Origin of the sequence: Streptomyces rugosispiralis, from assembly GCF_024505145.1 — a bacterium.
GTDB lineage: Bacteria > Actinomycetota > Actinomycetes > Streptomycetales > Streptomycetaceae > Streptomyces > Streptomyces rugosispiralis.
This window is the reverse complement of the sequence record NZ_JANIAA010000002.1, coordinates 326,019-350,403: the sequence shown is the minus strand read 5'-3', so window position 1 is coordinate 350,403 and position 24,385 is coordinate 326,019. Positions and strand designations below refer to the sequence as shown.

Annotated in this window: 21 protein-coding genes and 2 pseudogenes; 10 read left to right on the top strand and 13 right to left on the bottom strand. The window is 71.4% G+C overall.

The window, feature by feature from the left end:
- Window positions 1-15: 15 nt before the first annotated feature.
- Window positions 16-693, bottom strand: coding sequence for a hypothetical protein (locus NP777_RS05615; RefSeq protein WP_256648915.1), 678 nt, complete (start codon window positions 691-693; stop codon window positions 16-18).
- 229 nt (window positions 694-922) lie between these two features.
- Between NP777_RS05615 and NP777_RS05610 the strand changes: the two are divergent.
- Window positions 923-1,072, top strand: a pseudogene (locus NP777_RS05610) (alcohol dehydrogenase catalytic domain-containing protein); the annotation flags it as partial.
- Between the two features lie 17 nt (window positions 1,073-1,089).
- Here the strand turns inward: NP777_RS05610 and NP777_RS05605 are convergent.
- Entirely contained in the window at window positions 1,090-1,524 is a 435-nt protein-coding gene (locus NP777_RS05605) for a glutaredoxin domain-containing protein (RefSeq protein ID WP_256648914.1), read from the bottom strand.
- Between the two features lie 127 nt (window positions 1,525-1,651).
- Window positions 1,652-2,295 (bottom strand): annotated as a pseudogene (locus NP777_RS05600) (RNA-guided endonuclease InsQ/TnpB family protein); the annotation flags it as partial.
- Window positions 2,296-2,313: 18 nt separating this feature from the next.
- Here NP777_RS05600 and tnpA point away from each other — a divergent pair.
- Window positions 2,314-2,739: an IS200/IS605 family transposase gene (tnpA, locus tag NP777_RS05595; RefSeq protein ID WP_256649095.1), complete on the top strand. Its 426-nt coding sequence runs from the start codon at window positions 2,314-2,316 to the stop codon at window positions 2,737-2,739.
- A gap of 81 nt (window positions 2,740-2,820) precedes the next feature.
- On the opposite strand, the gene NP777_RS05590 is transcribed toward tnpA, so the two are convergent.
- Window positions 2,821-3,486, bottom strand: coding sequence for a GntR family transcriptional regulator (locus NP777_RS05590; RefSeq protein WP_256648913.1), 666 nt, complete (start codon window positions 3,484-3,486; stop codon window positions 2,821-2,823).
- A gap of 96 nt (window positions 3,487-3,582) precedes the next feature.
- Between NP777_RS05590 and glyA the strand changes: the two genes are divergently transcribed.
- The 6 genes from glyA to NP777_RS05555 all read left to right on the top strand — a co-directional run bounded on the left by glyA (window position 3,583) and on the right by NP777_RS05555 (window position 11,210).
- A complete protein-coding gene (glyA, locus tag NP777_RS05585; RefSeq protein ID WP_256648912.1) occupies window positions 3,583-4,899 on the top strand; it encodes a serine hydroxymethyltransferase in 1,317 nt (438 codons plus the stop codon).
- Complete coding sequence (locus NP777_RS05580) at window positions 4,896-6,116, top strand: sarcosine oxidase subunit beta family protein (protein ID WP_256648911.1); 1,221 nt, start codon at window positions 4,896-4,898, stop codon at window positions 6,114-6,116. The genes glyA and NP777_RS05580 overlap by 4 nt, the downstream gene beginning before the upstream one ends.
- A gap of 40 nt (window positions 6,117-6,156) precedes the next feature.
- A complete protein-coding gene (locus NP777_RS05575; RefSeq protein ID WP_256648910.1) occupies window positions 6,157-6,453 on the top strand; it encodes a sarcosine oxidase subunit delta in 297 nt (98 codons plus the stop codon).
- Window positions 6,450-9,344, top strand: a complete 2,895-nt coding sequence (locus tag NP777_RS05565; RefSeq protein ID WP_305889378.1) for a sarcosine oxidase subunit alpha family protein — start codon at window positions 6,450-6,452, stop codon at window positions 9,342-9,344. The genes NP777_RS05575 and NP777_RS05565 overlap by 4 nt, the downstream gene beginning before the upstream one ends.
- A complete protein-coding gene (locus tag NP777_RS05560; protein WP_256648909.1) occupies window positions 9,337-9,951 on the top strand; it encodes a sarcosine oxidase subunit gamma in 615 nt (204 codons plus the stop codon). Before NP777_RS05565 ends, NP777_RS05560 begins: the two co-directional genes overlap by 8 nt.
- 587 nt (window positions 9,952-10,538) lie before the next feature.
- The gene (locus tag NP777_RS05555) at window positions 10,539-11,210 is read left to right on the top strand and encodes a hypothetical protein (RefSeq protein WP_256648908.1); all 672 of its coding nucleotides are present in this window, start codon (window positions 10,539-10,541) and stop codon (window positions 11,208-11,210) included.
- A gap of 38 nt (window positions 11,211-11,248) precedes the next feature.
- Here NP777_RS05555 and NP777_RS05550 read toward each other — a convergent pair whose 3' ends face one another.
- On the bottom strand, window positions 11,249-12,052 hold the full coding sequence (locus NP777_RS05550) for a helix-turn-helix transcriptional regulator (protein WP_256648907.1): 804 nt from the start codon (window positions 12,050-12,052) through the stop codon (window positions 11,249-11,251).
- Window positions 12,053-12,267: 215 nt separating this feature from the next.
- Here NP777_RS05550 and folE point away from each other — a divergent pair, with 215 nt between their 5' ends.
- A complete protein-coding gene (gene folE / locus NP777_RS05545; protein WP_256648906.1) occupies window positions 12,268-12,924 on the top strand; it encodes a GTP cyclohydrolase I FolE in 657 nt (218 codons plus the stop codon).
- A gap of 92 nt (window positions 12,925-13,016) precedes the next feature.
- Here folE and NP777_RS05540 read toward each other — a convergent pair whose 3' ends face one another.
- Complete coding sequence (locus tag NP777_RS05540; protein ID WP_391858459.1) at window positions 13,017-14,396, bottom strand: PHB depolymerase family esterase; 1,380 nt, start codon at window positions 14,394-14,396, stop codon at window positions 13,017-13,019.
- 501 nt (window positions 14,397-14,897) lie between these two features.
- Between NP777_RS05540 and NP777_RS05535 the strand changes: the two genes are divergently transcribed.
- The gene (locus tag NP777_RS05535) at window positions 14,898-15,527 is read left to right on the top strand and encodes an IclR family transcriptional regulator (RefSeq protein ID WP_256648904.1); all 630 of its coding nucleotides are present in this window, start codon (window positions 14,898-14,900) and stop codon (window positions 15,525-15,527) included.
- Window positions 15,528-15,712: 185 nt separating this feature from the next.
- Here NP777_RS05535 and NP777_RS05530 read toward each other — a convergent pair whose 3' ends face one another.
- The 7 genes from NP777_RS05530 to asnB form a co-directional block, all read right to left on the bottom strand.
- The gene (locus NP777_RS05530) at window positions 15,713-16,636 is read right to left on the bottom strand and encodes a poly(ethylene terephthalate) hydrolase family protein (RefSeq protein ID WP_256648903.1); all 924 of its coding nucleotides are present in this window, start codon (window positions 16,634-16,636) and stop codon (window positions 15,713-15,715) included.
- A 218-nt stretch (window positions 16,637-16,854) separates the two neighbouring features.
- Window positions 16,855-17,391 carry a copper chaperone PCu(A)C gene (locus tag NP777_RS05525; protein WP_256648902.1) on the bottom strand — a complete coding sequence of 179 codons (537 nt, stop codon included), beginning with the start codon at window positions 17,389-17,391 and terminating at the stop codon, window positions 16,855-16,857.
- 70 nt (window positions 17,392-17,461) lie between these two features.
- Window positions 17,462-19,741, bottom strand: a complete 2,280-nt coding sequence (locus NP777_RS05520) for a heavy metal translocating P-type ATPase (protein WP_256648901.1) — start codon at window positions 19,739-19,741, stop codon at window positions 17,462-17,464.
- The gene (locus tag NP777_RS05515) at window positions 19,741-19,998 is read right to left on the bottom strand and encodes a hypothetical protein (RefSeq protein WP_256648900.1); all 258 of its coding nucleotides are present in this window, start codon (window positions 19,996-19,998) and stop codon (window positions 19,741-19,743) included. The genes NP777_RS05520 and NP777_RS05515 overlap by 1 nt, the downstream gene beginning before the upstream one ends.
- A 178-nt stretch (window positions 19,999-20,176) precedes the next feature.
- Window positions 20,177-21,112, bottom strand: coding sequence for an L-tyrosine/L-tryptophan isonitrile synthase family protein (locus NP777_RS05510; protein WP_256648899.1), 936 nt, complete (start codon window positions 21,110-21,112; stop codon window positions 20,177-20,179).
- A gap of 144 nt (window positions 21,113-21,256) precedes the next feature.
- The gene (locus NP777_RS05505; protein ID WP_256648898.1) at window positions 21,257-22,531 is read right to left on the bottom strand and encodes a cytochrome P450 family protein; all 1,275 of its coding nucleotides are present in this window, start codon (window positions 22,529-22,531) and stop codon (window positions 21,257-21,259) included.
- 11 nt (window positions 22,532-22,542) lie between these two features.
- Window positions 22,543-24,369, bottom strand: coding sequence for an asparagine synthase (glutamine-hydrolyzing) (asnB, locus tag NP777_RS05500; RefSeq protein WP_256648897.1), 1,827 nt, complete (start codon window positions 24,367-24,369; stop codon window positions 22,543-22,545).
- Window positions 24,370-24,385: the final 16 nt, after the last annotated feature.

Below are 24,385 nucleotides of genomic sequence, written 5' to 3'. Positions count from 1 at the left end.
GACAATACCGAGGGCTCATCCCGCCTGCCCGAAGCAGAACATCGCGGTGCCCACCACACCCACCAGCACAAGCCTCCCGACGACGGTGGCCGCCCGCGGAGTTGGCCCGGTGCGCCATGCGGCCACGCCCAGCGGTACGAGCGCCACGCACAGCCCCGCGGCGGCCGCGACCGACCACGCGGTCGTCCCCTTCAGCACCCCCAGCGGCATCACCGACACCAGGCCCAGGGCGGCCGCGCGCAGGCGTCCGAGCACCCGTGCGCGGCAGGCGCCGATGGCCAGCAGGATCCAGCCGCCCATGATGGCGGCGTTCAGCACGCTGAAGACGTGGAAAGCGCCGTAGGTCTCGCTCACGGTCCGGGCCGCCGATGCCGCGCCCCGGGCGGTCACCAGCTGGAAGTCCGCGTGGTCCACACCCGCGTGGAACACCCGGGCGAACAGGCCCAGGATGGTGAGCACACCTCCCCATACGGCCAGCTCCCGGAAGCGTTCACCGATCCGGGCGGCCAGGAGCGCCACTCCCGGCCAGAGCAGCGCCCACCCCGCCGCAACGAGGCTGTACGAGGCGGTCATGAGCTGCGGATGGCGCTCGTAGGCGCTCAGTTGCGCGGGAAAGAAGAAGCTGAAGCGCACACGGAGCAGCACACCGGTAAGCACCAGCAACGGCCCGGCCACGAGGGATGCGCCGCCCACCCAGCGTCCCGGGAAAAGTGCCTGTGGCGCGGCGATTGACGGAGAAGTGACGGTCATGGGGCAACGATGTCGCCGGCGCGTACGCCGCGTCGTCGGAGCACGGACCACACTTCCGGATCGGACCGTGGTCGTACCTCTCCTGCCGCGCCTCTGCCCCTGGTCCGACCTCACCATCACCATGACGCGCGGTCACAGACCACACGCCGAGGAGAACTGACCCGGCGATGGGCTGCGGCGGTTCCGCAGTCGGATCGAGCCCCTGTGCCGGCCGCCCTTCACCTTCGGCCATGAGGTCGCGGGCACCGTCTCCGCCCTCGGCGAAGGGGTGGAGGGCTATGCGACAGGCGACCGCGTGGCCGTCGCGATCATCGCGCACCCGCGGCACTCTCCGTCGGCTCAGACCTGCCGAAGCTGTTCGCGTACCCATGCGGGGTCGGGGTTGGTGTGCGGCCGGCCCGCCACGACGACGGTCGGCACGGTCTCGTTGCCGTCGTTGGCCGCCCTCACCGTCGCCGCTCCATCCGGGTCACGCCAGATGTTGACCCAGTGCGCCTGGCGGGCGCCGCGGCCCAGGCGGATGCGCAGACGGAGGCAGAACGCGCAGCCCGGTCGCCAGAAGACGACCGGACGGCCGTCTGCCGCGCTGCGTCGTTGTGCCTCCGGTGCGCTGATCGACCTCGGGAAGATCAGGGGCGAGTTCACGCCTGCGAGCACTACGAACCCCAGCACGAGCGCTACGGCCGTGCCGGGGTCTCCGCTGGAGATCAGCCCAGTGGCGAGGGCTGCACCGCAGAGTGCGAGGAGTATCGGCAGGATCCAGGCGCGCGTCATAGCGGCCAAGGCTATCGGTGTGCCGTGCTCCGGCAGGGTCAGGTGCTTCAGTGCTTCGGTGCTTCAGTGCTTCAGGACGAACGGACTCATCAAGGGGTCGCCGGTGGCCACTCCGCGCCTCCCTGGATTCGAGGCCGCACTGCGAGCACACCTGCGACGTGGGCTCGAACCGGCCGATCCGGATGAAGGTGCGCCCGTACCGGGCGGCCTTGTACTCCAGCATGCTCACGAACGCCGACCATCCTGCGTCGTGAACGGACTTGGCCAGGCGCGCCGGTGGAGAGCTGGTGGTGGAACTCGCGGCGCGCGTCCGCGACACGGGCGTGTGCCCGAGCGACGCGGATCCTGGCCTTGTCCCTGTTCCTACTGCCCTTCTCCCTGCGGGACAGAGCGCGCTGCGCCTTCTTCAGGCGCTTCTCGGCCCGGCGCAGGAAGCGCGGGCTGTCGATCTTCGTGCCGTCGGAGAGGACGGCGAAGTTCCGCCTGTGGTGATCGACCAGCGGGCGTTCGCGGTGAACCGGACGGCCTGCCGGGTGTCCTTGCGCGACTTGTACCGGGGCGCGCCCATGCGTGGACGCTTGCCCTTCAGACCGTCGAAGAAGTTCCGGTACGCCGTGTCCAGGTCCCGCAGGGACTGCTGGAGGACGACCGCCGACACCTCGCCGCGCGGAGCGCGTCGTTGTAGACCACCCGTGCGCATCCGAACGCCCTCGCCAGCGCTGTGCGCTGACCGGTGCTCGGGTAGCGGCGGAAACTATACCGAAGCTGCACGCGGATCATGTTACGCAGTTGGTTTATGGGTATCGATGGGGGAATGTTCATACTGGTCGTCACTGCATCTTCCGTATGCATGTTCACTTGGTTTTCGTGACGAAGTATCGGCACTCCGTCTTCACCGACCGGCACCTGACGCGATGCGAGGAGGTCATGAGGGCCGTGTACGAGGACTTCGAGGCCGAGCTGGTCGAGTCCAACGGCGAGACCAGCCACGTCCATCTACTGGTGAACTTCCCGCCGAAGGTGGCTGTGGTCAGGCTGGTGAACTCCCTCAAGGGCGTGTCCTCGCGCATGCTCCGCCAAGAGTTTCCCGAACGCGTCCGCCACTACTGGCGGGCACAGCGTCTGTGGTCCGGCTCGTACTTCGCCGGGTCGGTCGGCGGCGCCCCGCTCAGCATCGTGAAGCAGTGCATCGAGCAACAGAATCGGCCACTCTGAATGGCCACGGCCGGATCCCGTCCCGGACGCCGGACGGCGACCAGCAGACCCCGTCCCGGACGGCGACGTTCGGACCCCGTCTCAGATGGCGGCGCGAATGGCCCGTTCGAAGCCCTCGACATGGCTGTGGGCGAGCTGTGCCGCCTTGTCGGCGTCACCGGCGACGACCGCCTCGATCAACGGCCCGTGCTCTCCGATGTGACCGGCCATGTCGGAGAGGCGGTCGATGAACAGGCACCAGATGCGGGTCGCCAGGTTGTCGTGGCGGACGAGCGTGTCCTCCAGGTACGGATTGTGCGTGGCAGCGTAGATCGCGCGGTGGACCTGGAGGTCCAGGCGCATCAGTTCGGCGGCGTCCCGCTGAGGTGAATCCGCGTCCTCCAGCTCCCGCAGGGCGGCCGTCAGGGTCGCACGGTCAGCGGCCGTGGCGCGCCGCGCGGCCAGGGCGGCGGCCAGGGGCTCCAACTCCTGGCGCACCTCGGAGATATGGGCCAGGTCGGTGATGTTGACGTCGGTGGCGAAGGTGCCGCGCCGGGGGTAGGTCGTGATCAGCCGCTCGTACTGGAGCCGCTTGAGCGCCTCGCGCACCGGCGTGCGTCCGACGCCGAGGGACTGCGCCAGCTGGTCCTCGTTGATCGGCGCGCCCGGGCGGAGTTCGAGCATGACGAGCCGGTCGCGGATGGCGCGATAGGCGCGCTCGGCGAGGGAGAGCTCCTCGCCCGCGGGTTCGGTCGCCACCTGCCGCATGAAATGCCCCCTTGACCTGTCTCGCAAGCTCTCATACCTTACCGCAGAGGCTGATATATCAGTTGCCCATTAGTTGGCTCCCAGGATGGTGCACAGATGGCAATCAACCCGTCGACCAGCACATTCGCCTCCCCTCTCACCCTCCCGCTCAGCGAACTCGACCCGGCCGTCGCCGCCGCGGTGGAGGCCGAGCTGCGCCGCCAGCAGTCCACGCTCGAGATGATCGCCTCGGAGAACTTCACCCCGGCGGCGGTCATGGAGGCCCAGGGCTCGGTCCTGACCAACAAGTACGCCGAGGGCTACCCCGGCCGCCGCTACTACGGCGGCTGTGAGCACGTCGATGTGGTCGAGCAGATCGCCATCGACCGGGTGAAGGAGCTCTTCGGCGCCGAGGCCGCCAATGTGCAGCCGCACTCGGGCGCCCAGGCCAACGCGGCCGCGATGTTCGCCCTGCTCTCCCCCGGCGACACCATCCTCGGCCTCGACCTCGCGCACGGCGGCCATCTGACCCACGGCATGAAGATCAACTTCTCCGGCAAGCTCTACAACGTCGTGCCATACCACGTGGCCGAGTCCGATCTGCGCGTCGACATGGACGAGGTCGAGCGGCTGGCGCTCGAGCACCGGCCCAAGATGATCGTCGCGGGCTGGTCGGCCTACCCCCGCCGGCTGGACTTCGCCGCGTTCCGCCGGATCGCCGACGCGGTGGGCGCGTATCTGATGGTGGACATGGCGCACTTCGCCGGGCTGGTGGCCGCCGGCCTCCACCCCAACCCGGTGCCGTACGCCGACGTCGTGACGACCACCACCCACAAGACCCTCGGCGGCCCGCGCGGCGGGGTGATCCTCAGCCGTGCCGGCCTGGCCAAGAAGATCAACTCGGCGGTCTTCCCGGGCCAGCAGGGCGGCCCGCTGGAGCATGTCATCGCGGCGAAGGCGGTGGCCTTCAAGGTGGCGGCGGGCGAGGAGTTCAAGGAACGCCAGCGGCGCACCCTGGACGGCGCCCGCATCCTCGCCGGACGGCTGCTGGCCGACGATGTGGCCGAGGCCGGGATCACGGTGCTCACCGGCGGCACCGAAGTCCATCTGGTCCTCGTCGACCTGCGGAATTCCACGCTCGACGGGCAGCAGGCCGAGGACCGGCTGCACCGCGTCGGCATCACGGTCAACCGCAACGCGGTGCCGTTCGACCCCCGCCCGCCGATGGTCTCCTCCGGGCTGCGGATCGGCACTCCTGCCCTGGCCACCCGCGGCTTCGGCGAGACGGAGTTCCGGGAGGTCGCCGACATCATCGCCCAGGCCCTGAAGGACGAGCGGCTCGACGACGAGCGCGCGGGCCTGCTGCGCGACCGGGTCGAGAAGCTCGCCTCCGCCTTCCCCCTCTACCCCCGCCCGAACGGAGACGCGGCATGACCGCCCAGCCGCCGCCGGAGCACCCGGACTTCCTCTGGCGCAACCCCGAGCCGCGCTCCTCGTACGACGTCGTCATCGTCGGCGCGGGCGGCCACGGCCTGGCCACCGCCTACTACCTCGCCCAGAACCACGGCATCACAGGCGTCGCCGTCCTGGAGAAGGGCTGGCTGGCCGGCGGCAACATGGCGCGCAACACCACGATCATCCGCTCGAACTACCTGTGGGACGAAAGCGCGGCGATCTACGAGCACGCGCTCAAGCTGTGGGAGGGCCTCCCGGAGGAGCTGGACTACGACTTCCTGTTCAGCCAGCGCGGCGTGCTCAACCTCGCGCACACCTTGCAGGACGTCCGCGAGGGCGTGCGCCGGGTGGGCGCCAACCGCCTCAACGGTGTGGACGCCCAGTGGCTGGCGCCGGACGAGGTCGCCGAGGTCTGCCCCATCCTCAACGTCTCGCCCCGCACCCGGTATCCGGTCCTCGGCGCCACCTTCCAGCCGCGGGCCGGTATCGCCAAGCACGACCACGTCGCGTGGGCGCTGGCGCGCCGGGCCGACGAGATGGGCGTGGACCTGATCCAGGGGTGCGAGGTCACCGGCTTCGTCAAGGACGGCGACCGGGTGGTGGGCGTCGAGACCAGCCGTGGCCGCATCCGCGCCGGCCGGGTCGGCCTCGCGGCCGCCGGGCACAGCAGTGTGCTGGCCGAACTGGCCGGTTTCCGGCTGCCGGTGCAGTCCCATCCGCTCCAGGCGCTGGTCTCCGAACTGCACGAGCCGGTGCACCCGACCGTGGTCATGTCGAACCATGTGCACGTCTACGTCTCCCAGGCGCACAAGGGCGAGCTGGTGCTGGGCGCGGGCGTCGACTCGTACAACGGCTACGGGCAGCGCGGCTCCTTCCACGTCATCGAGCGGCAGATGGCCGCCGCCGTCGAGCTGTTCCCCGTCTTCGCCCGCGCCCATGTGCTGCGGACGTGGGGCGGCATCGTCGACGTCACCCCGGACGCCTCCCCCGTCATCGGCACCACCCCCGTCGAGAACCTCTACGTCAACTGCGGCTGGGGCACCGGCGGGTTCAAGGCCACCCCGGCCGCCGGCTGGACCTTCGCGCACACCATCGCCACGGGCGAGCCGCATCCGCTGAACGCCCCCTTCGCGCTCGAACGCTTCGCGACGGGCGCGTTGATCGACGAACACGGCGCCGCGGCCGTGGCCCACTGAGAACCAACCCCCGCCCAGAGCCCGCTGAGAGAAGGACACCGTGCTGCTGATCACCTGCCCATGGTGCGGTCCCCGCGACGAGGCCGAGTACCACTACGGGGGACAGGCCCATGTCCCCTACCCCGAACGCCCCGCCGACCTCGACGACGAGCAGTGGGCCGCGTACGTCTTCTACCGGGACAACCCCAAGGGCCCGTTCGCCGAGCGGTGGACGCACAGCACCGGCTGCCGCCGCTGGTTCAACGTCCTGCGCGACACCGTCAGCTACCAGGTGCTGGCCTCCTACCGGCTGGACGCGCCCCGCCCCGAACTGCCCCAGGCCGGAGGAGACCGATGACCGACCAGCCATTCCGGCTCCCGGGCGGGGGCCGTATCGAGCGCGACACCGTGCTGCGGTTCACCGTCGACGGACGGGAGCTGACCGGGCACCCCGGAGACACCGTGGCCTCGGCGATGCTGGCGAACGGGGTCGCCGAGGTCGCCCCGTCGATCTACCGCGGCCGTCCGCGTGGCATCGTCACCGCGGGCGTCGAGGAGCCCAACGCCCTGGTGCAGCTCGGCGGTTCGTGCTCGGAGGGCATGCTTCCGGCGACGGCCGTGGAGCTGTACGACGGCCTGTCCGCCACCACGCTGTCCGGGATGGGACGGCTCGACCCGGCCCCCGACCCCGCCGTCCACGACAAGAAGTACGTCCACACCGACGTCCTGGTCATCGGCGCCGGACCGGCCGGGCTCGCGGCCGCCGCCGCTGCCGCGGGCTCCGGCGCCCGGGTGATCCTCCTCGACGACCAGCCCGAACCCGGCGGTTCGCTGCTCTCCGGGCGCGCCGAGAGGGTCGGCGCGCAGACCGCCCTCGGGTGGGTCGCCGAGGTCCGCGCGGCGCTCGACGCCGCCCCGGAGGCCGTCGTCCTGCGCCGCACCACGGCGTTCGGCTCGTACGACGACAACTATGTGCTGGCCGTGCAGCGGCGCACCGATCACCTCGGGGCCGCCGCGCCCGACCCCTCCGAGGGCGTCTCGCGCCAGCGGCTGTGGCACATCCGGGCCCGCCAGGTGGTCCTGGCGACCGGCGCCCATGAGCGCCCGCTGGTCTTCGCCGGTAACGACCGGCCCGGGGTGATGCTCGCCGCGGCCGTACGCTCCTACCTCAACCGATACGCCGTGGCCCCCGGCTCGCGGGCCGTGGTGAGCACGACCAACGACAGCGCCTACGACACAGTCGCCGACCTCCACGCCGCAGGGATCGACATCGCCGCCGTCGTGGACGCGCGCCCCGAGTTGTCCCGCCGGGCCGCCGAGGTCGCCACGTCGACCGGGGTGCGGGTGCTGACGGGCAGCGCGGTGGTCGGCACCGCGGGCGACGGCCGGCTCACCGGCGTCACCGTCCAGGCCCTCGATGAGGAGGGTCGACTCACCGGCGAGCCGGAGACGTTCGACTGCGGCCTGCTCGCCGTCTCGGGCGGCTGGAGCCCGGTGGTGCACCTGCACAGCCAGCGCCAGGGCACGCTGCGCTGGGACGAGGACCTGGTCGCCTTCGTCCCCGACGGCACCGTACGGGACCAGCGGGTCGTCGGTGCGGCCCGGGGGACGTACGACCTCGACGGCTGTCTGGCGGAAGGGGCGCGGGCCGGTGCGCGGGCGGCGACGGACGCCGGGTTCCCGGTCCCCCTGCCGTCGCCCGGCGAGGCGCGGCCCGGAGGCGGCCCGACGCGTGCGCTGTGGCTGGTGCCCGCCCCCGAGGGCGAGCCCGGCGACTGGGACACCCACTTCGTGGACCTGCAGCGCGATGCCACCGTCGCCGACATCCGGCGGTCCACCGGGACCGGCATGCGCGGTGTCGAGCACGTCAAGCGCTACACCTCGCTCGGCACGGCGAACGACCAGGGCAAGACCTCCGGTGTCAACGCCATCGGTGTCATCGCCGAGATCCTCGGCGCGGGCGCGTCCCCCGGAGAGATCGGCACCACGGCCTACCGGGCGCCGTACACGCCGGTGGCCTTCGCCGCCCTGGCCGGGCGGGAGCGCGGTGAGCTGTTCGACCCGGAGCGCATGACCTCCGTCCATCACTGGCATGTCGCTCAGGGGGCGGTGTTCGAGGACGTCGGGCAGTGGAAGCGCCCCTGGTACTACCCCCGGCCCGGCGAGGACATGGACACGGCCGTGGCCCGCGAGTGCCGCGCGGCCCGTGAGGGGGTGGCCTTCATGGACGCCTCCACCCTCGGCAAGATCGAGATCTGGGGCGGGGACGCCGGAGAGTTCCTGGGCCGCGTCTACACAGGCGGCTTCAAGAAGCTGAGGCCCGGCATGGCCCGCTACGGCGTGATGTGCAAGCCGGACGGCATGATCTTCGACGACGGCGTCACGCTGCGCCTCGAGGAGAACCGCTACTTCATGACCACCACGACCGGCGGCGCCGCCGGAGTCCTGGACTGGCTGGAGGAGTGGCTGCAGACCGAGTGGCCCGAGCTCGACGTCCACTGCACCTCGGTGACCGAGCAGTGGACGACGATCGCCGTGGTCGGCCCGCAGTCGCGCGAGGTCGTCGCCCATCTCGCCCCCGACGTCGACTTGTCGAACGAGGCGTTCCCCTTCATGGCCTTCCGCGAGACCACCCTGGCCTCCGGGATCCCGGCCCGTATCTGCCGGATCTCCTTCTCCGGCGAACTGGCCTACGAGATCAACGTCTCCGCGTGGTACGGCCTGGCGGTGTGGGAGGAGGTGTACGCGGTGGGCCGACCGTACGACATCACCCCGTACGGCACCGAGACCATGCACGTCCTGCGGGCCGAGAAGGGCTACATCATCGTCGGCCAGGACACCGACGGCACCGTCACCCCTGGGGACGCGGGCATGTCCTGGGTGGTCTCCAAGCAGAAGGACTTCATCGGCAAGCGCTCGCACTCCCGCCCCGACACTTCCCGCGCCGACCGCAAACACCTGGTCGGCCTGGTGCCGAGCGACCGCAGCACCCGGCTGCCCGAGGGCACTCAGCTCATCGAGCCGAACGTGCCCGTCACCCCCGAGGCCGGGCCGGTGCCGATGCTCGGCCATGTCACCTCCAGCTACCACAGCCAGGCGCTGGGCCGTCCGTTCGCCCTCGCCCTGGTCACCGCCGGCCGGGACCGCGTCGGGGACACGCTCCTCGCCCCCGTCGGCGACGATCTCGTCCCCGTCCGGGTCACCGAACCCGTGCTCTACGACCCCGAAGGGACCAAGCGAGATGGCTGAGCCGACCGACGCGAGCCCGGTGGCGCCGCGCACCAGCCCCCTGGCACATCTGGCGGACCGGATGCGCGCGGCCGCCGTCACCGGCGCCCGGGGCGTCACGCTGGCCGAGCGGCCGTTCCTCACCATGGTGAACCTGCGCCTCGACCTCGCCTCCGAAGCGGCCGACCGCGTGGCGAAGACCCTGGGGACACCGCTGCCGCGGGAGTGCGGGCACACCACGGCAGCGGGCCCGTACACGGTCGTCTGGCTCGGCCCCGACGAGTGGCTCGTGCTGTCCGAAGAGCCCGTCGACACCGTCGAGTTGCGGCAGGCACTCGCAGAGGACCCGGGCTCGGTCGTGGACGTCTCGGCCAACCGCACCACGCTGGAGCTGAGCGGCCCGGTCGCCCGGCAGGTGCTGGAAAAGGGCTGCCGGCTGGACCTGCACCCCCGGGTCTTCGGCCCCGGGCGGGCGGTGTCGACCACGGTGGGCCCCGTCCCGGTGCTGCTCCGGCAGCTCGACGACGCACCGACGTACCGGCTCCTCCCCCGGTCCTCGTTCGCCGACTATCTGGCGCGCTGGCTCATCGACGCGATGAGCGAGTACCGCGGGCCGGAGGTGCCCTGACGACGGACGGGGACTCGGCGCGGCCGTGTCCCCGGACGCGAGCCGGACTCCATCGGCGTATGCCAGGCGGACATGCTCCCCGCAATCGCGGGTGGTGTCCAGAAACCCCCTTCCCTTCCCCGCCATATTCGGCCATGAACGCTTCCGGCCGGGCTCCACGCGCCCCGCTCCTCAGCCGATGGCCGTAGTCCACATCCCAGGGTCGACCGGCCCCTCCCCAGGACAGACCCCATCTGATAGCGCACACTCATCGCTCCACCGCCAGGAAACCCCACATTCACCTTCGCACTGGAGGCGCCTCTGATTCGGCCATACCTGGCCGGTATCCAGCTTGCCGCTCGTCCTGACGTGGCCTGGATAATTCTGCCGTCGTCGTCGCCGCGCCCGGTCGGCGCGGCGCCGCGGTTCGGGGAGGGTCCAATCCGCCCTCCCCTCTGATCCACCTCGGTTTCCCTCTGTTCCTCTCCGCTCCTCCTTGCTCTGCCCTGTTCCAACGCACCAGCCAGGAATTCAGTGATGGTCATGCGCGCTCGTGGAACGGTTCGGCACCTTTTCGGCATCAAGCGAAGACACCCTGGGAGACACACATGAGAAAGCTGAAGCTGGGCAACAGATCGGCCCGCATGGGATCCGCGCTGGCGGTCGGCTTATTGATGGTGAGCGGCCTGACGGCCACGTCGGCCAGCGCCGCGCCGTCCTCGGCCAACGCCTCGCCCGAGCTGGGCGTTCGTTTCTACCCCGACGGCGACGGCCAGTGCGACGGGCCGACGAATCCGCCGGAGCGTTGGGTCACCGCGCCCGACTGGTCCACCGCCATCCGCCTGGACACCGACAATCGCGCGGGCGGCTGCCAGTTGGCCTTCGGCATCTACGACCCGTCGAACTCCCTCGCGGGCCTGAACGCCACCTACACCTGGGAGCCGGAGCCCGGCAGCGACGACAGCCAGTGCCAGAACGGGGGCCCGCACCCGATCCCGATCAAGCCGTTCAAGACCTTCGGCGACAACATCCGGGTGGACACCGACGGCCGAGCGGGCTGGTGCAACCTCACCTTCACCCTCTCCGGTCGCTCGGACGTAGGCCTCGACGTGCAGTTCTACGGCGACGGCGGCGCCGACGCCGGGGGGCAGTGCAAGAACTACCGCCCCAAGGACACCTACGACACGGCCTATGAGGGCCACCCCGTGACCGTGAGCGACGACACCGACGGCCGCCCCGGCGGCTGCTACCTGTCGCTGCGCCTGAACCGCCTGTTCTAGGCGTCTGGGCCTCTGGTCCTCCAGGCCTCTTCGAGGGATCACTCTGCCGGTGAAGCCGGCCGCCGCCCGCTGGCCCCGCTGATCATTGACCGGGCCAGTGGGCCGCCCTCGTCATCGCGATCGGCATCGCTCGGGCCCAGCCGCACACAGCATTCGCCGGGCTCGGGAGCCAGCACGGCCTGGACCCCGTTGACCTCGAGGCCGTTGAGGTAGCCGCCGAGGAAGGCATGGTTCATGCCGCACACCAAGTCGGGGGCCTTCGCGGTCAGCGGGTGGAACGGGCAGTTGCGCAGCCTGAGTTCGGTGGGGGCTTCCCGGACGGGTTCGTAGCCGTACTCGTCCAGCAGGCGCTCACAGACGGTCAGTCCGCGCTCGGCGCCCAGGCGGCCGGGGCGGGTCTCGTCCCGCGCGGCCTCGCCCATCCGCCGGCCGCGCCGCTCGGCCGCCCGCACCGCCGACTGCGCGGCCGTTTCGTCGGCCCCCTCGGTGAGGACGGCGTCCAGCAACAGGTCCGCCAAGAGTTCATGGCGCCGCTCGGGGATGCTGACCGTGATCTGAGCGTCGGTGGGTTCATACACCTTCGGCCGTCTGCCGACCTTGCGGATCCCGCCGGGCGTTTCATAGCGGGCGCGCAGCAGGCCGGCGTCGACGAGCTTGTCGAGGTGGAAGGCGGCCAGCTTGCGGGAGATGCCGACGCTCGCGGCGGCCTCGTCACGGGTGACGGCACGGCCGGCACGCCGGATGAAGACGAACATGCGCCGCCGCGAGTCCTCGCTCAGGACGCTGACGGAGCCGATGGCGGTGTTGACCGCGTCGGGCGGCGGAGTCGAGTCAGTAGCCACCGGAGCACGATAACTCCCACTCACATGGGCACAAGCGCCCTTTGGCTCTCCGCACCGCGTGGCTTGACGTGCCACCTCAATAAGACCAAGATTCATTGGCGAAACTCGTTTGGGAGCCAGGCGTGTCCGGCTGCCTTCGACATGCTCATCTCGGGAGTTCCCCATGGACAACGTCCTCGTCCTGCCCGCGGCTCCGGGCATCGGTGGCAGCTGACATGACCGAGCTCGCGCCCCGCGCCACCGCCCGAATACACCCGGACGACCAGGAGGAGCCGGCACCCGCGGGCCCCGCCCTGCGAGTGGTCCACGAGTCCGGCGATATCGACCTGGCCGCCGCGGAAGCCGCGGCCGGCCAGTTCCTCACCGCCCTGGGCATCTCCACCGCGTCGGAGAGCCTGCGCGGCACACCGGGCCGGATGGCCCGCGCGTATGCCGAACTGTTCAGCCCGCGCCCCTTCGACCTGACCACCTTCCCCAACGACGAGGGCTACGACGAACTCGTCCTGGCCCGCCGCATCCCCGTCCGGTCGGTGTGCGAACACCATCTGCTGCCGTTCGTCGGCACCGCCCACGTCGGCTATCTGCCCGGCGGCCGCATCCTGGGCCTGTCGAAGCTGGCCCGTGTCGTCGAGCACTTCGCCTGCCGCCCACAGGTCCAGGAACGCCTGACCAAGCAGGTCGCCGACTGGCTGCAGACCCATCTGGAGCCCAAGGGCGTCGGTGTGGTGATCGAGGCCGAGCACTCCTGTATGACCCTGCGCGGCGTCCAGGCCACCGGATCGAGCACCATGACCTCCACCCTGCTCGGGCTGCTGCGTTCCGACGCCCGCTCGCGCGCCGAATTCCTCGCCCTGACCGGCGCGGCCTCGTGAGCGAGCGGGGTCGCTGCACGGCCCGGCCGCTCGCGTAGGCGGTTTCCTGTGCCGCGACGGCTCGTCTACGCGCCTGCGAGCAGCGGGTACGCCTAACGGGACTGCTGGAAGAGCCAGTCGATGACGACGTCGTTCTCGTATGTCTGGGCCCATGCGAAGTGCGGGCTCACCGGCGTCGTTCCGGGTGTGTAGCTCGTGAACAGCACATGGCTGCCGGCCCGGCGGGCCCGGTTCAGCAGGGCCCTGGAGCGGGCTTCGAACTCCGCTTTCGGCAGGTCGTTGGCCCACTCCCCGCGGGTGACCCGTGCCCCGGCGCTCTCCAGCGTGTTCATCAGCGTCCAGGTGCCGGGCTTTCCGAACCGTCCCTCGCGGTAGGGGACCACCGGGTCGTCGATGGAGTGGTCGGTCCACATCGGGATGTGGGTGATCCCGTCCATGGTGGACGGGTCGCCCCAGCCGGCGGTGGCCAGGGCCGCGGCGAAGGTGTGGGGACGCCTCGGGAGCAGGTTGAAGATGCCTCGAGCACCCGATGACAGGCCGACGAGATACAGCCGATCCGCGTCGACGGGGCGCTGCGTCGTGAAGGCGTCGATGAGTTCGACCAGCGCCGCGCGGACCTTGGGGTCGGTCCAGTCCGTACCGTCGGGTCCGTCCATGGGGCGGGGCAGGGGGATCTGGGGGGCGAGCACGAACGCCGGGTGCCGACGCTGGCGTTCGGGCTTGGCGAAGGTGACGGCGACGCGATTGGCGGTGAGCTGGGTCACGTTGTTGTCGGCCACCTCGCCACCGCCGTGCAGGGTGACGACGAGCGGATACCGCACGGCCGCCCCCGGACTCCGCACGAACCCTTCCGGCTGGTACAGCCGGAAGGCCAGCTCGAATCCCGTGGAGTCGGTGAACGATCCCGCTGTGAAGTCGGCGACCACCGGGTTGATGACGTCGTCGTTCCGGATCGCCAACGGACCAGCCGCGAGCACCAGGTCACCACCGGGGGTGCGCACATCGGCCACCTGCCTGACGGTGTACGCGCCATGGAGCGGAAGAGGGTCGGTGCCGGAGGCCCGCGCATTGGCGTCGTCCGGGTCGAGCTCGATGACGAGGTATCCGCCCGGCCGTCCCGCGTCGGGGAGGTCGTCCGTCCTGGCCACGGTGCTCGGGTAGACCCGGGTGACCGTTCGGGCCGCGCTCTGCCCGCCGAGATCGGCGGTGACCTGGAACGCGGAGGGTGGGATGACGCCGCCATGTGTGTCGATGGGGGCCGCGTAGCGGATGGCGACGGCGGTCACGCGCCAGTTGTTCCTGGGCGTCACCTGTGTGATGAGGGTGGTTCGCAGAACAGGATTGGCTCCGGGCGCCACCGGCCGTCCCGGCGCCGGGGCATCGGCCGACGCCGGGGCCGTGTTGATCACCAGCGAGCCGGTGACGGTACCCGCCGCCATGGCGAACGCCGTACGTCTGGTCATCTTTCCCATGGGGTCCTCCGTGAGGTGTCGGGCGGCCCGAGAGGGCCGGACGTGGAGCCGTTCGCCTGGTGCGGGGAACCGAGGAGGAGCGGTACGGCGGGGTGAGCGCCGAAGCGTGGCCGGGCCGCCTCGTTCGGAGGGCGAGGCAGGTGACGGGTGTCGCCGTATCACCCGCGAGTCTCCAAGCTGTGTTCGAACGGTGTCCAGCGTCGGCACCGGAATCTGTCGATGCGTCATCCGCATCAATCCGGCCGCGTGCTCGTGCGCCCCACTCCCGGAGGCCGCACGGCGTGAACGGCGGTCTTATGCGCAAACGAAGCTTCATATCCAAGGGCGAGGGGTGGCCCTGCCTCCACGCGCATCCGAAGCTTTGTTGTAGACATGCCAACGCATGTCCCTCTTTGTACGGCACCCGGCCCTATCCGCCGAAAGGATCCCCAGATGCGTTCAGCGCCGCCTCCACCTCCGCCCGGCGGCGCGCCCGCTGAGAGGGAACCGGCCCCCCGCTCGGTGACCGGCCGGGTTCTCAGCGTGCTGGACGCGTTCGCGGGAGAACGCCGTCGGCTGACTCTCTCGGACATCAGCCGGCGCACCGGGATGCCGCTGGCCACTACGCACCGGCTGGTCGGCGAGCTGTTGTCCTGGGGCGCACTCGAACGGCACCGGAACGGCCGCTATGAGATCGGCCTGCACTTGTGGGCGGTCGCGGCCATGGCCCCACGTTGGCCGGAGCTGAGGGACGTGGCGATGCCCTTCCTCCTGGGCCTGTACCGGAAGACCGGGCGGCAGCAGGTCCGGCTGGCGGTGCTGGACGGCATGGAGACCGTGCTCGTCGAACGGATCGGCGCCCCGGACACCGGCGGAGCGGGCGAACCGGTCGGCGGTCGGCGCCCGGCGCACACCACCGGTGACGGCCTGGTTCTCCTCGCGTACGCGGGGGCCACTGTCCAAGAACGCTATCTGGTCCACCACGCCCCGGCGACCGGCCTGCGTCGCGTGCTCGCCGAGGTGCGGGGGGGCAGGCTTCGCGGTGAACGGCCGGTGGCCCGGCCCCGGGGGCACGGTGTCGGCGGCGGCCCCCGTGCGGGACGCGACGGGCGAAGTCGTCGCCGCCGTGTCCGTCCTCCCGGGGACCTCTGATGCCGGACAGAACGCGCTCGCGCCCGTGGTCATGGCCACCGGCCGGGCCATCTCCCGCGCGTTGTTCCGTCGGCAGAACGGCGCGTGAGCCGACGCCGCCAGAGGGCGCCGCGTGCGGAGTGGGCAAGAGCGGATTCGTGAGCAGGGCTCCCGCGGTGGACCGCCGGAGCCCTGCCGGGATCCGCTCAGAACGGACAGGTGTCCTGCCAGCGCGTGACCAGGGAGGGGTTGCTCTTGTCCGCTTCCCGCGCGGCACCGCACAGGAACGGGCTGAAGCGGGTGTCGCCGTACAACCAGCGGCTGAAGAACGACACGATCCACTTGCCCTGCTTGGCCTTGTTGCCGTAACCGGTCATCGGGCAGAGATGGTCGCCGGGAACCTCGACGAAGAGCTTCTCGGCCTGGGACATGGAGTTGTACCAGGGCAGGGCGTAGGTGTTGGCGTGGGCGACGGGGTCGCTCTGGCAGGTCATGAAGAAGGTGGGGTCGGTGACTCCGGAGAAGTTCTGGCCGGGGTTGTACGGGGCCAGGGGCACGCCCGCCTTGAAGCGGGAGTCGTCCCGGAGAGCCACCATCACACCGCCGCCGCCCATCGAGTGACCGGCCGCACCGAGCGTGCCGTTGACCTTCCCGTAGATCGGGTTGCCGAAGGCGGAGCTGAACGACAGCAGTTGGGTGCCTGCGGCGCTGATCTGGCGACCGCGCGACGCGGGATCGTCGCCCAGCGTAATGGTGCCGACGTTGATGACCACGAAGCCCCAGGAAGCGAGGCGGGGCGCGAGCCACTGCAGGTTCTGCTGGGTGCCTTGATATCCCGGCATCAGCACGACTCCCGGGTACGAGCCACCGGCCGTCGGATAGGTGATCGTGCCGGACCCGTACCCGTTCGGATGGGGAACGGTGTAAGTGGCGGTGGCCAGCGGCCCGTTCGTGGCCTCGAGTGAAGCGGTCGTCGGGTTCGGGATCGCCGCGCGGACGGCGGCGATCCCGATGGGCGAGCCGACCGCGGGCTCGCTCCGGGACTGCCGCTCGGCGGCCGCGGCCGGTGTGCCGGAGACGGTCAACAGCGCCGAGGTGAGGGCGGTCGCCAGCACGATCAGCACGGCCACGAAGCGGGACCGGGACCGTAACGGGGGAGTCACGCTGGACGGACGACGGGTTGGACGCATCGATGTACCTCCAGGATGCGGCGCGGGTGCGCACTGCGGAAGCGCAGCGCGACCGCACCGTAAATTGCGCCGGAGACACCCGGAAGTCGGCTTTCTGCCCAGCGGAAGGAAAAACGGCCTCCCGGCCGCCTCCCATACCCGCGCTCGGACAGGCTCACTCAGCCCTCGCCGGGCCGCACGACGACGGCGCCGGCCTCGACACGTCCGCTGTGTTCGAAACGGAGGGTGAAGGGCACCAGGTCTCCGGCCCGCCAGTGGGCCGTGACCGGGACGGTCACATCACTGGTGAACGGTGACATGGCGAGCGTGCCGCCCGCCGGGACCGGCAAGGACTCCGCGGCCTGGGGATAGGCCGATCCCCGCCCGGTCATCCGGTGACGGCTGAGCGAGATCCCCCCGGTGACCGCGGAGGACGTCACCTCGACCAACCGGTCCCGCACCCCGCCGGTGTTGGTGATCCGGAAGAACGCGGCGGTCCGGGACGCTCCCGGGGCGGGCAGGAAGAGCCGCGCGTCGGTGACGTCGATACGCGGGGGCCTGCCCGCGCTGCCCGAGGCGGTCCACACGGCGAGACCACCCAGTGCCAGGACACAGGCGCAGGCCGGAGCGACCGCGGCCCGCAGGGAATCCGTGAGACGACGGTGGCTGGGCGTCCAGGAGGAGCTCCGGGAGGGGTTCCAGGAGGGGTTCGTCATCGGGCGGGTCTCCACCTCGGGGTCGGGCCGCGGTCGCGGGCAGGCAGTCCGCGAGCGGCGAACGGGAGCATCACAGTGGCGTCCGGGCGGCGGGCCGGGAAGGGCGTCCGCCGGTCGGTGACGGCCGCCAGACACGCAGGCGCAGGCTGTTGCCGACCACGAGCAGCGAGCTGACCGACATCGCGGCCGCGGCCAGCATGGGGTTGAGCAGGCCCACCATGGCCAGCGGCACCGTCACGACGTTGTAGCCGAACGCCCAGAGCAGGTTGGCCCGGATCGTGCCCAGCGCACTGCGGGCGAGGCCGACCGCGTCCGCCAGGGTCTCGATGTCACCGCGTACCAGGGTCACGTCGGCCGCCCCGATCGCCACGTCCGTGCCCGTGCCCATGGCGATGCCGAGGTCGGCACCGGCCAGGGCGGCCGCGTCGTTGACACCGTCGCCGACGACGGCGACCCGGTAGCCCCGCTCCCGCAGTCCGCGGACGAGGGCGGCCTTGTCCTCCGGGGTACAGCGGGCGTGCACCTCCTCGATGCGGAGGTCGGCGGCGACGGCGCGGGCGGGCGACTCCCGGTCGCCGGTGGCGAGCACCGGTCGCACCCCCAGGCGGCGCAGCCGGTCCACGGCCCGGTAACTTCCCGGTCGCAGGACGTCCCCGATCTCGATCAGTGCCTCGGTCTCGCCGTCGACGCGGACCACCACCGGGGTGCGGGCGGCGGTGTCGCCGGCCCGCAGCGCCTGGGCCAGGGCGGGAGGCAACTCGTCGTCCGGGGCCAGAACCTCGACCAGCCGTCCCGCCACCCGCCCGCGGACGCCCCTCCCCGGCAGCGCCAGGAAGTCGGCCACGGCCGGAAGCGGCTCCCCGGGCACGGTTTGCCGGGCATACGCGGTGATGGCATGTCCCAGCGGGTGTTCCGATCCCTGTTCGACCGCGCCCGCCAGCCGGACCACTCGCTCCTCGCCGAGCCCGCCCGGCACGGCCGTGACCCGGGCGACGCTCATATGCCCGGAGGTGAGGGTGCCGGTCTTGTCGAGCACCACGGCGTCGAGGTGCCGCAGTCCCTCCAGCGCCCGCGCCCCGCTGACCAGGACACCGAGTTGGGCGCCCCGGCCGGTCGCCGCCATCAGCGCGGTGGGGGTCGCCAGGCCCAGCGCACAGGGGCACGCCACGACCAGGACGGCCACACACGCGGTGATCGCCGCCTGCGGCTCGGCGCCGGCGCCGAGCCAGAATCCGAGCACCGTGACGGCCAGGGCGAGCACGACGGGGACGAAGACCCCCGCGACCTTGTCGGCGAGCCGCTGCGCCCGTGCCTTCCCCGCCTGGGCCTCGGTCACCAGCCGGGTGATTCGGGACAGTTGGGTGTCGGCACCCACCGCGGTGGCCCGTACGAGAATCAGCCCTCCGGCGTTGACGGCGCCGCCGATCACCGGCGCGCCGGGGCCGACCTCCACCGGCTCGCTCTCCCCGGTCACCAGGGAGAGATCGACGGCCGAACCGCCCTCCACGACCGTGCCGTCGGTGGCCAGGCGCTCCCCGGGCCGTACGGCGAAGACCTGACCGACCCGCAGTTGTCCGATCGGGATCAGGCGCTCGCCGTCGCCGTCGCGCACCGAGACCTCCTTGGCCGCCAGCCGGGCCAGTGAGCGCAGCGCAGCGCCGGTTCCGCGCCGGGCCCGTGCTTCCAGGCAGCGGCCCGCCAGGACGAACAGCGGCACGCCGACGGCGGCCTCCAGATAGATATCGGCGACGCCGTCCGGGGCGGTGGGCACCAGGCTGAACGGCATCCGCATGCCGGGATCACCGGCGCCGCCGAGGAACAGCGCGTAGGAGGACCACGAGAAGGAAGCCGCGACTCCCAGCGACACCAGGGTGTCCATGGTGGCCGCCGAGTGTCGCAGTCCGCGCGCCGCCCGCAGGTGGAAGGGCCAGGCTCCCCAGACGACGACGGGCGCGGCGAGCACGAAGCACAGCCACTGCCAGTTGCGGAACTGCAGACCGGGAACCATCGACAGGACCAGCACCGGCACCGCGAGCAGGGCCGTGACCACCAGCCGGTCACGCTCCCGCCGGGCGTCCTCCGCTTCGTCCCCGTCCTCGCCCCGTCGCTTCCTGGCCGGTTCGGGGAGCGCGGCGGTGTAGCCGGCCTGCTCGACGGCCGCGATCAGCTGGTCCGGGCCGACCCCGGGCGGGTGGTTCACCCGGGCCCGGCCGGTGGCGAGGTTCACCGTCGCGGTGACCCCGTCCAGCCTGGCCAGCTTCTTCTCGACGCGCCGCACACAGGCCGCACAGGTCATTCCGCCGACGGAGAGGTCGGTCACGACCGGCACGGACGTCGATCCGGCGGCCATCAGCGCCCGCTTCCGTGGCCCGTGCCCATGCCGTCCATGTCCATGCCGCCACCGTCCTGGCCGCCTCCAGAGCCGTCCTGTGCCGTGCCGGTGCCGTGCATGCCGGGGGCGACGGGCCCGGCGTTCGTGCCGACGGCGTAGGAACCGGCGAACACCACCGCCAGCAGCAGGAGGAAGCCGCACAGCGCCGGCGGGGGCAGTGCTCCGGACAGCGACCCGGCGGCCCGGCGACGGGGAGGTGGGGGGTTCTGCTCCATATGACGAGACTCCGATCGTTCCGTACGGCCTCAGCCGATCCGGCCGCACCGGTAGAGGAGTCGGAACGACCGGCACCCGAGTTCCGGTGCCGTGCGGTGACGCGTGCCACAACAGGTGCGCGGGCCATCGCCCGGCCCGGTCGGCGTGTTCGGTCTGTCCGGCGGGCTTGTGACGGGCTCAGCCCTGTTCGTAATGGCTCGGTCTGCCCTGACGGTGGACGAGGCGGCCGAGCCGTTCGGCGCGGATGCGGGGCATGAGGGTCCAGGTGCCGTCGGTACGGCGCAGGGCGGCTGAGTGCCAGGGGGTGGTCCAGACGTCGGGGGCGTCGAGGAGGCCGATGCCGAACTTCGGGGCGCCGATGGGCTGGGGGTGGATGGACAACCGGACGGCGCGCGGGTGGTGCTCGGCGATCAGGTCGCCCCAGGCGCGACTGCGCTGGATGACACCGTACGCGCGGTTGCGGCACTCGCGTTGGAGGGCGGAGCGGGTGCCGGTGAAGTCCACGGTGTCGTCGACCAGGAATCGGGTGATGCCCCGGTACAGGGCCAGGGTGGAGCCCTCGGAGCGGACCTCAGCCCGCAGCGCCTCCAGGGAGGGGGCGTATCGCTGGTGCACCCGGGCGCGCTTGGCGCCGTGGGGCAGGTCGCCCAGGACATCGCGCAGGTCGAAGACGGAGAGGCGGTGCAGGTCCGCCTCCCGTATGAGGTGCCCGAGCGCGTCCGCGTAGGCGTCTATGTGGTCGTCCCGGACGCGGATCAGGTCGCCGAACACATGGCCGTCGGAGCAGATGATCACGCGGGCGCCCGGCGGATGGATCCGCTCGATCTCCCCGCACAGGGTGTTCAGGAAGCCGAGGGAGAGGCGTTCGCCCTGGTCGGGGAGGTGGCCGAGGACCTTGGCGGGGTTCGGGGACTTGCAGGGGAAACCGGGCAGGGTGAAGACCACGGGTTCTCCGGCGCGTACGAAGCCGGCAATCTGGCGCAGTTGGTGCGGGAACGCCACCACTCCCCCGGGCGCGTCGTCGGCCGTGCGGTGGTGCGGCAGGAGCAGGTCGAGGATGGCGGCGCTGATGCCGCTCGTGGAGCCGGTGCGCGGTGTGGTCGTCAGCGGCATGGGTGGGTCCTCCATGAAGGCGTGGGCGCTGCGGGCATGCGGGCATGGCCGGATGGCGCCTCGGCGTGGTGCGCCGGGCGCCTACGGATGGGAAAGGGGGATCAGCCGGGCCGGTCGGGGAAGCCGGTGGTCACCCGCGCCGGGTCATACGCGCCGGTCGTAGCGGACGGGCAGGTGGTTGGTGCCCCGTCCGAGGACCGCCGGGATCCACTCGATGTCCTCGTCGTCGATGGCCAGGCGCAGTCCGGGGAGGCGGGCCAGGAGGGTGTCCAGGGCGATCTGGAGCTCGGCGCGGGCGAGGGCGGCTCCGGGACAGAAGTGGATGCCGTGGCCGAAGGCCAGGTGGGGGTTGGGCGAGCGGTCGAGGTCGAGCGCGTCGGGGTCGGGGAAGCGGCGCGGGTCGCGGTTGGCGGCGCACAGCGAGATGATCACCGAGTCACCGGCCGGGATCTTCGTACCGTGCAGGTCGCCGTCCCTGTCGAGGAAGCGCCACGTGGTCAGCTCGAAGGCGCTGTCGTGGCGGAGGAGTTCGTCGACGGCGCGGGGCGTCAGGTCCGGGTTGCCGCGCAGCCGCGCGAGCTCGGCGGGGTGGCGGAAGAGGGCGATCAGGGCGGTGGTGATCTGGTTGGTGACCGGCTCCTGACCGGCCACCAGGAGCTGGAAGATCATCGAGTCCAGCTCCTCCGGCGACAGCTCTCGGCGGTCGCGGGCCACGACGAGGCGGCTGAGCAGGTCGTCCGCTCCGTGTTCGCGCTTGTGGGCGACGACGTCGGCGATGTAGCTCTGCAGTCCGTGCAGACGGGCCTCGTACAGCGGGCGTCCGGGGTCGGTGGGACCCACCGGCTGGACGACCTTGCCCCAGTCGCGGTCGAAACGCGCGGCCAACTCGCCTGGCAGGCCGATCACTTCGGCGAGTACCCGGAAGGGAAAGTGGGCGGCGAAGCCGGTGACGAGGTCCGTGGGGCCGGTTTCCGGGAGGGCGTCGACGAGGGCGTCGGCCAGTTCCTGGAAACGGGGCCTCAGCCGCTCGATTCGGCGCGGGGTGAAGGCGTCGGTGACGAAGCGCCGCATGCGGGTGTGCTGGGGCGGGTCCTGGTGCAGGAGGTGAACCTGGAGCTGGGAGTGCTGTGGCTCGGGCATGATCGAGGCACGGGCGCGCCAGTGGTCGTTTCCGCGGTCGTGGTTCTTGCCCAGGCGGTCGTCGTTCAGCGCGGCGTGAGCGGCCTCGTAACCGGTGACGAGCCAGGCGTGCACACCGCTGGGGAACAGGACGCGATGGACGGGGCCGCTCTCCCGCATCCGCTCGTACAGCGGATAGGGGTTGGCCTTGTACGGGCAGCCCATGAGCGGGACCGGGTCGGGCAGGGGTTCGGGCGGGCCGTCCGCGTCCATGGCGGGCAGAGGCTCCTGGAGGGTCATGGGTGCGCTCCTCAGAGGGCGAGGTCGGGCTGGTGGTGGTCGAGCCAGAGGGCGAGGTCGACGACGCGTTCGAGGCGGAGCCGGTGGCCCCACCGGAGTTGCTCGGGCGCGATGTCGAGGCAGGGTTTGACGCGGGTCTCGTCGGCGAGGGAGCGGACCCGGTCATCGGTGAGTGCGTCGCGGGCCAGGTCCTGCAGGCCGCGGTTGTAGTCGGGGTGGTGGGTGGCCGGGTAGTGGTTCTTGGGCCGGTGCAGCACCGACTCGGGTGCCAGCCCCGTGCCCGCCGCGCGCAGCAGGCTCTTCTCCCGGCCGTCGAAGCTCTTCAGCGCCCAGGGGGAGGTGAAGGCATACTCGACGAGCCGGTGGTCGCAGTAGGGGACGCGCACTTCCAGGCCCTGTGCCATGCTCAGCCGGTCCTTGCGGTGCAGGAGCTGGCGCAGCCAGCGGGTGAGCGACAGGTGCTGCAGCTCGCGTTGCCGGTGCTCGGTCTCCGGCTCGCCTTCGACGTGCGGTACGGCGGCCAGGGCGTCGCGGTAGGTGTCGTCGCGGAACTCGCCGATGCGCAGGTCGAGTTCGGGGTTGAGCGGCATGGCGGCCTCGTCGCCGGTCACCAGCAGCCACGGGAAGGTGGGCGCGGCGAGCGCCTTGGGGTCGTGGAACCAGGGGTAGCCACCGAAGACCTCGTCGGCGGCCTCACCGGACATGGCGACGGTGGAGTGTTTCCGGATCTCCCCGAAGAGGAGGTAGAGCGAGGTGTCCATGTCGCCGACGCCGATCGGCGAGTCGCGGGCCACCACCACGGCCCTGCGGTGCTCGGGGTCGAGCAGGGCACGCGGGTCCAGTACGACGGTGCTGTGAGCGGTGCCGATGAACGCGCCCGCTTCCGTGGCGTACGGGGTGTCGTGGCCGGTGCGCAGCACGTCGCCGGTGAAGCTCTCGGCCTGGTCGCTGTAGTCGACGGCGTAGGAGCGGATGCGGGCGTCCGGGCCCTCGCGCAGGCGCAGTTCGTCGGCGATCAGGGCGGTCAGGACGGTGGAGTCGATACCGCCGGACATCAGGGAGCACAGGGGGACGTCGGCCTCCAGCTGGGCGCGGGCGGCGGTGCTCACCAGGTCGTGCACGCGGGCGACGGTCGTGTCCCGGTCGTCCGGGTGGGCGCCGGCCTCCAGTTGCCAGTAGCGGCGTTCGCGGATGCCGTGCCGGTCCAGGAGGAGCAGACCGCCGGGCTCGACCTCCCGGACGCCCGCCCACACTGTCGGACCGGTGTTGAACAGCAGGCTGTAGGCCTCGCGCAGCCCGTCCGCGTCCACCCGCGGCCGTATCTCCGGGTGGGCGAAGAGTGCCTTGGGTTCGGAGGCGAAAGCCAGACCGCCGTCGACGGCCGCCCAGAACAGGGGTTTGACACCGAGCCGGTCGCGGACCAGGAGCAGCCGCCGCTCCCGCTCGTCCCACACCGCGAACGCGAACATGCCGTCCAGGTGGTCGGCCACCGCCTCGCCCCACTCGGCGTAGGCGCGCAGTACCACCTCGGTGTCACTGCGGGTCCGGAACTCGTGGCCCAGGTTTCTCAGTTGGGCGCGGAGCTGATGGTGGTTGTAGATCTCACCGCTGTAGGTGAGGACGCTCGTCGGGTCATCCGGCCGGTCGGTCATCGGCTGTGCGCCGCCTTCGATGTCGATGACGGCCAGGCGGCGGTGGCCGATCGCGGCGTGCTCGCCGAGCCAGACTCCGCCCGCGTCGGGCCCGCGCGGGGTGAGCGTGGCGGTCATGGCCTCGATGACCGGGGCCTGGGTGCGGGTGTCCTGGTGGAAGGACACCCAGCCGGTGATTCCGCACATGGGTACGACTCCTCGG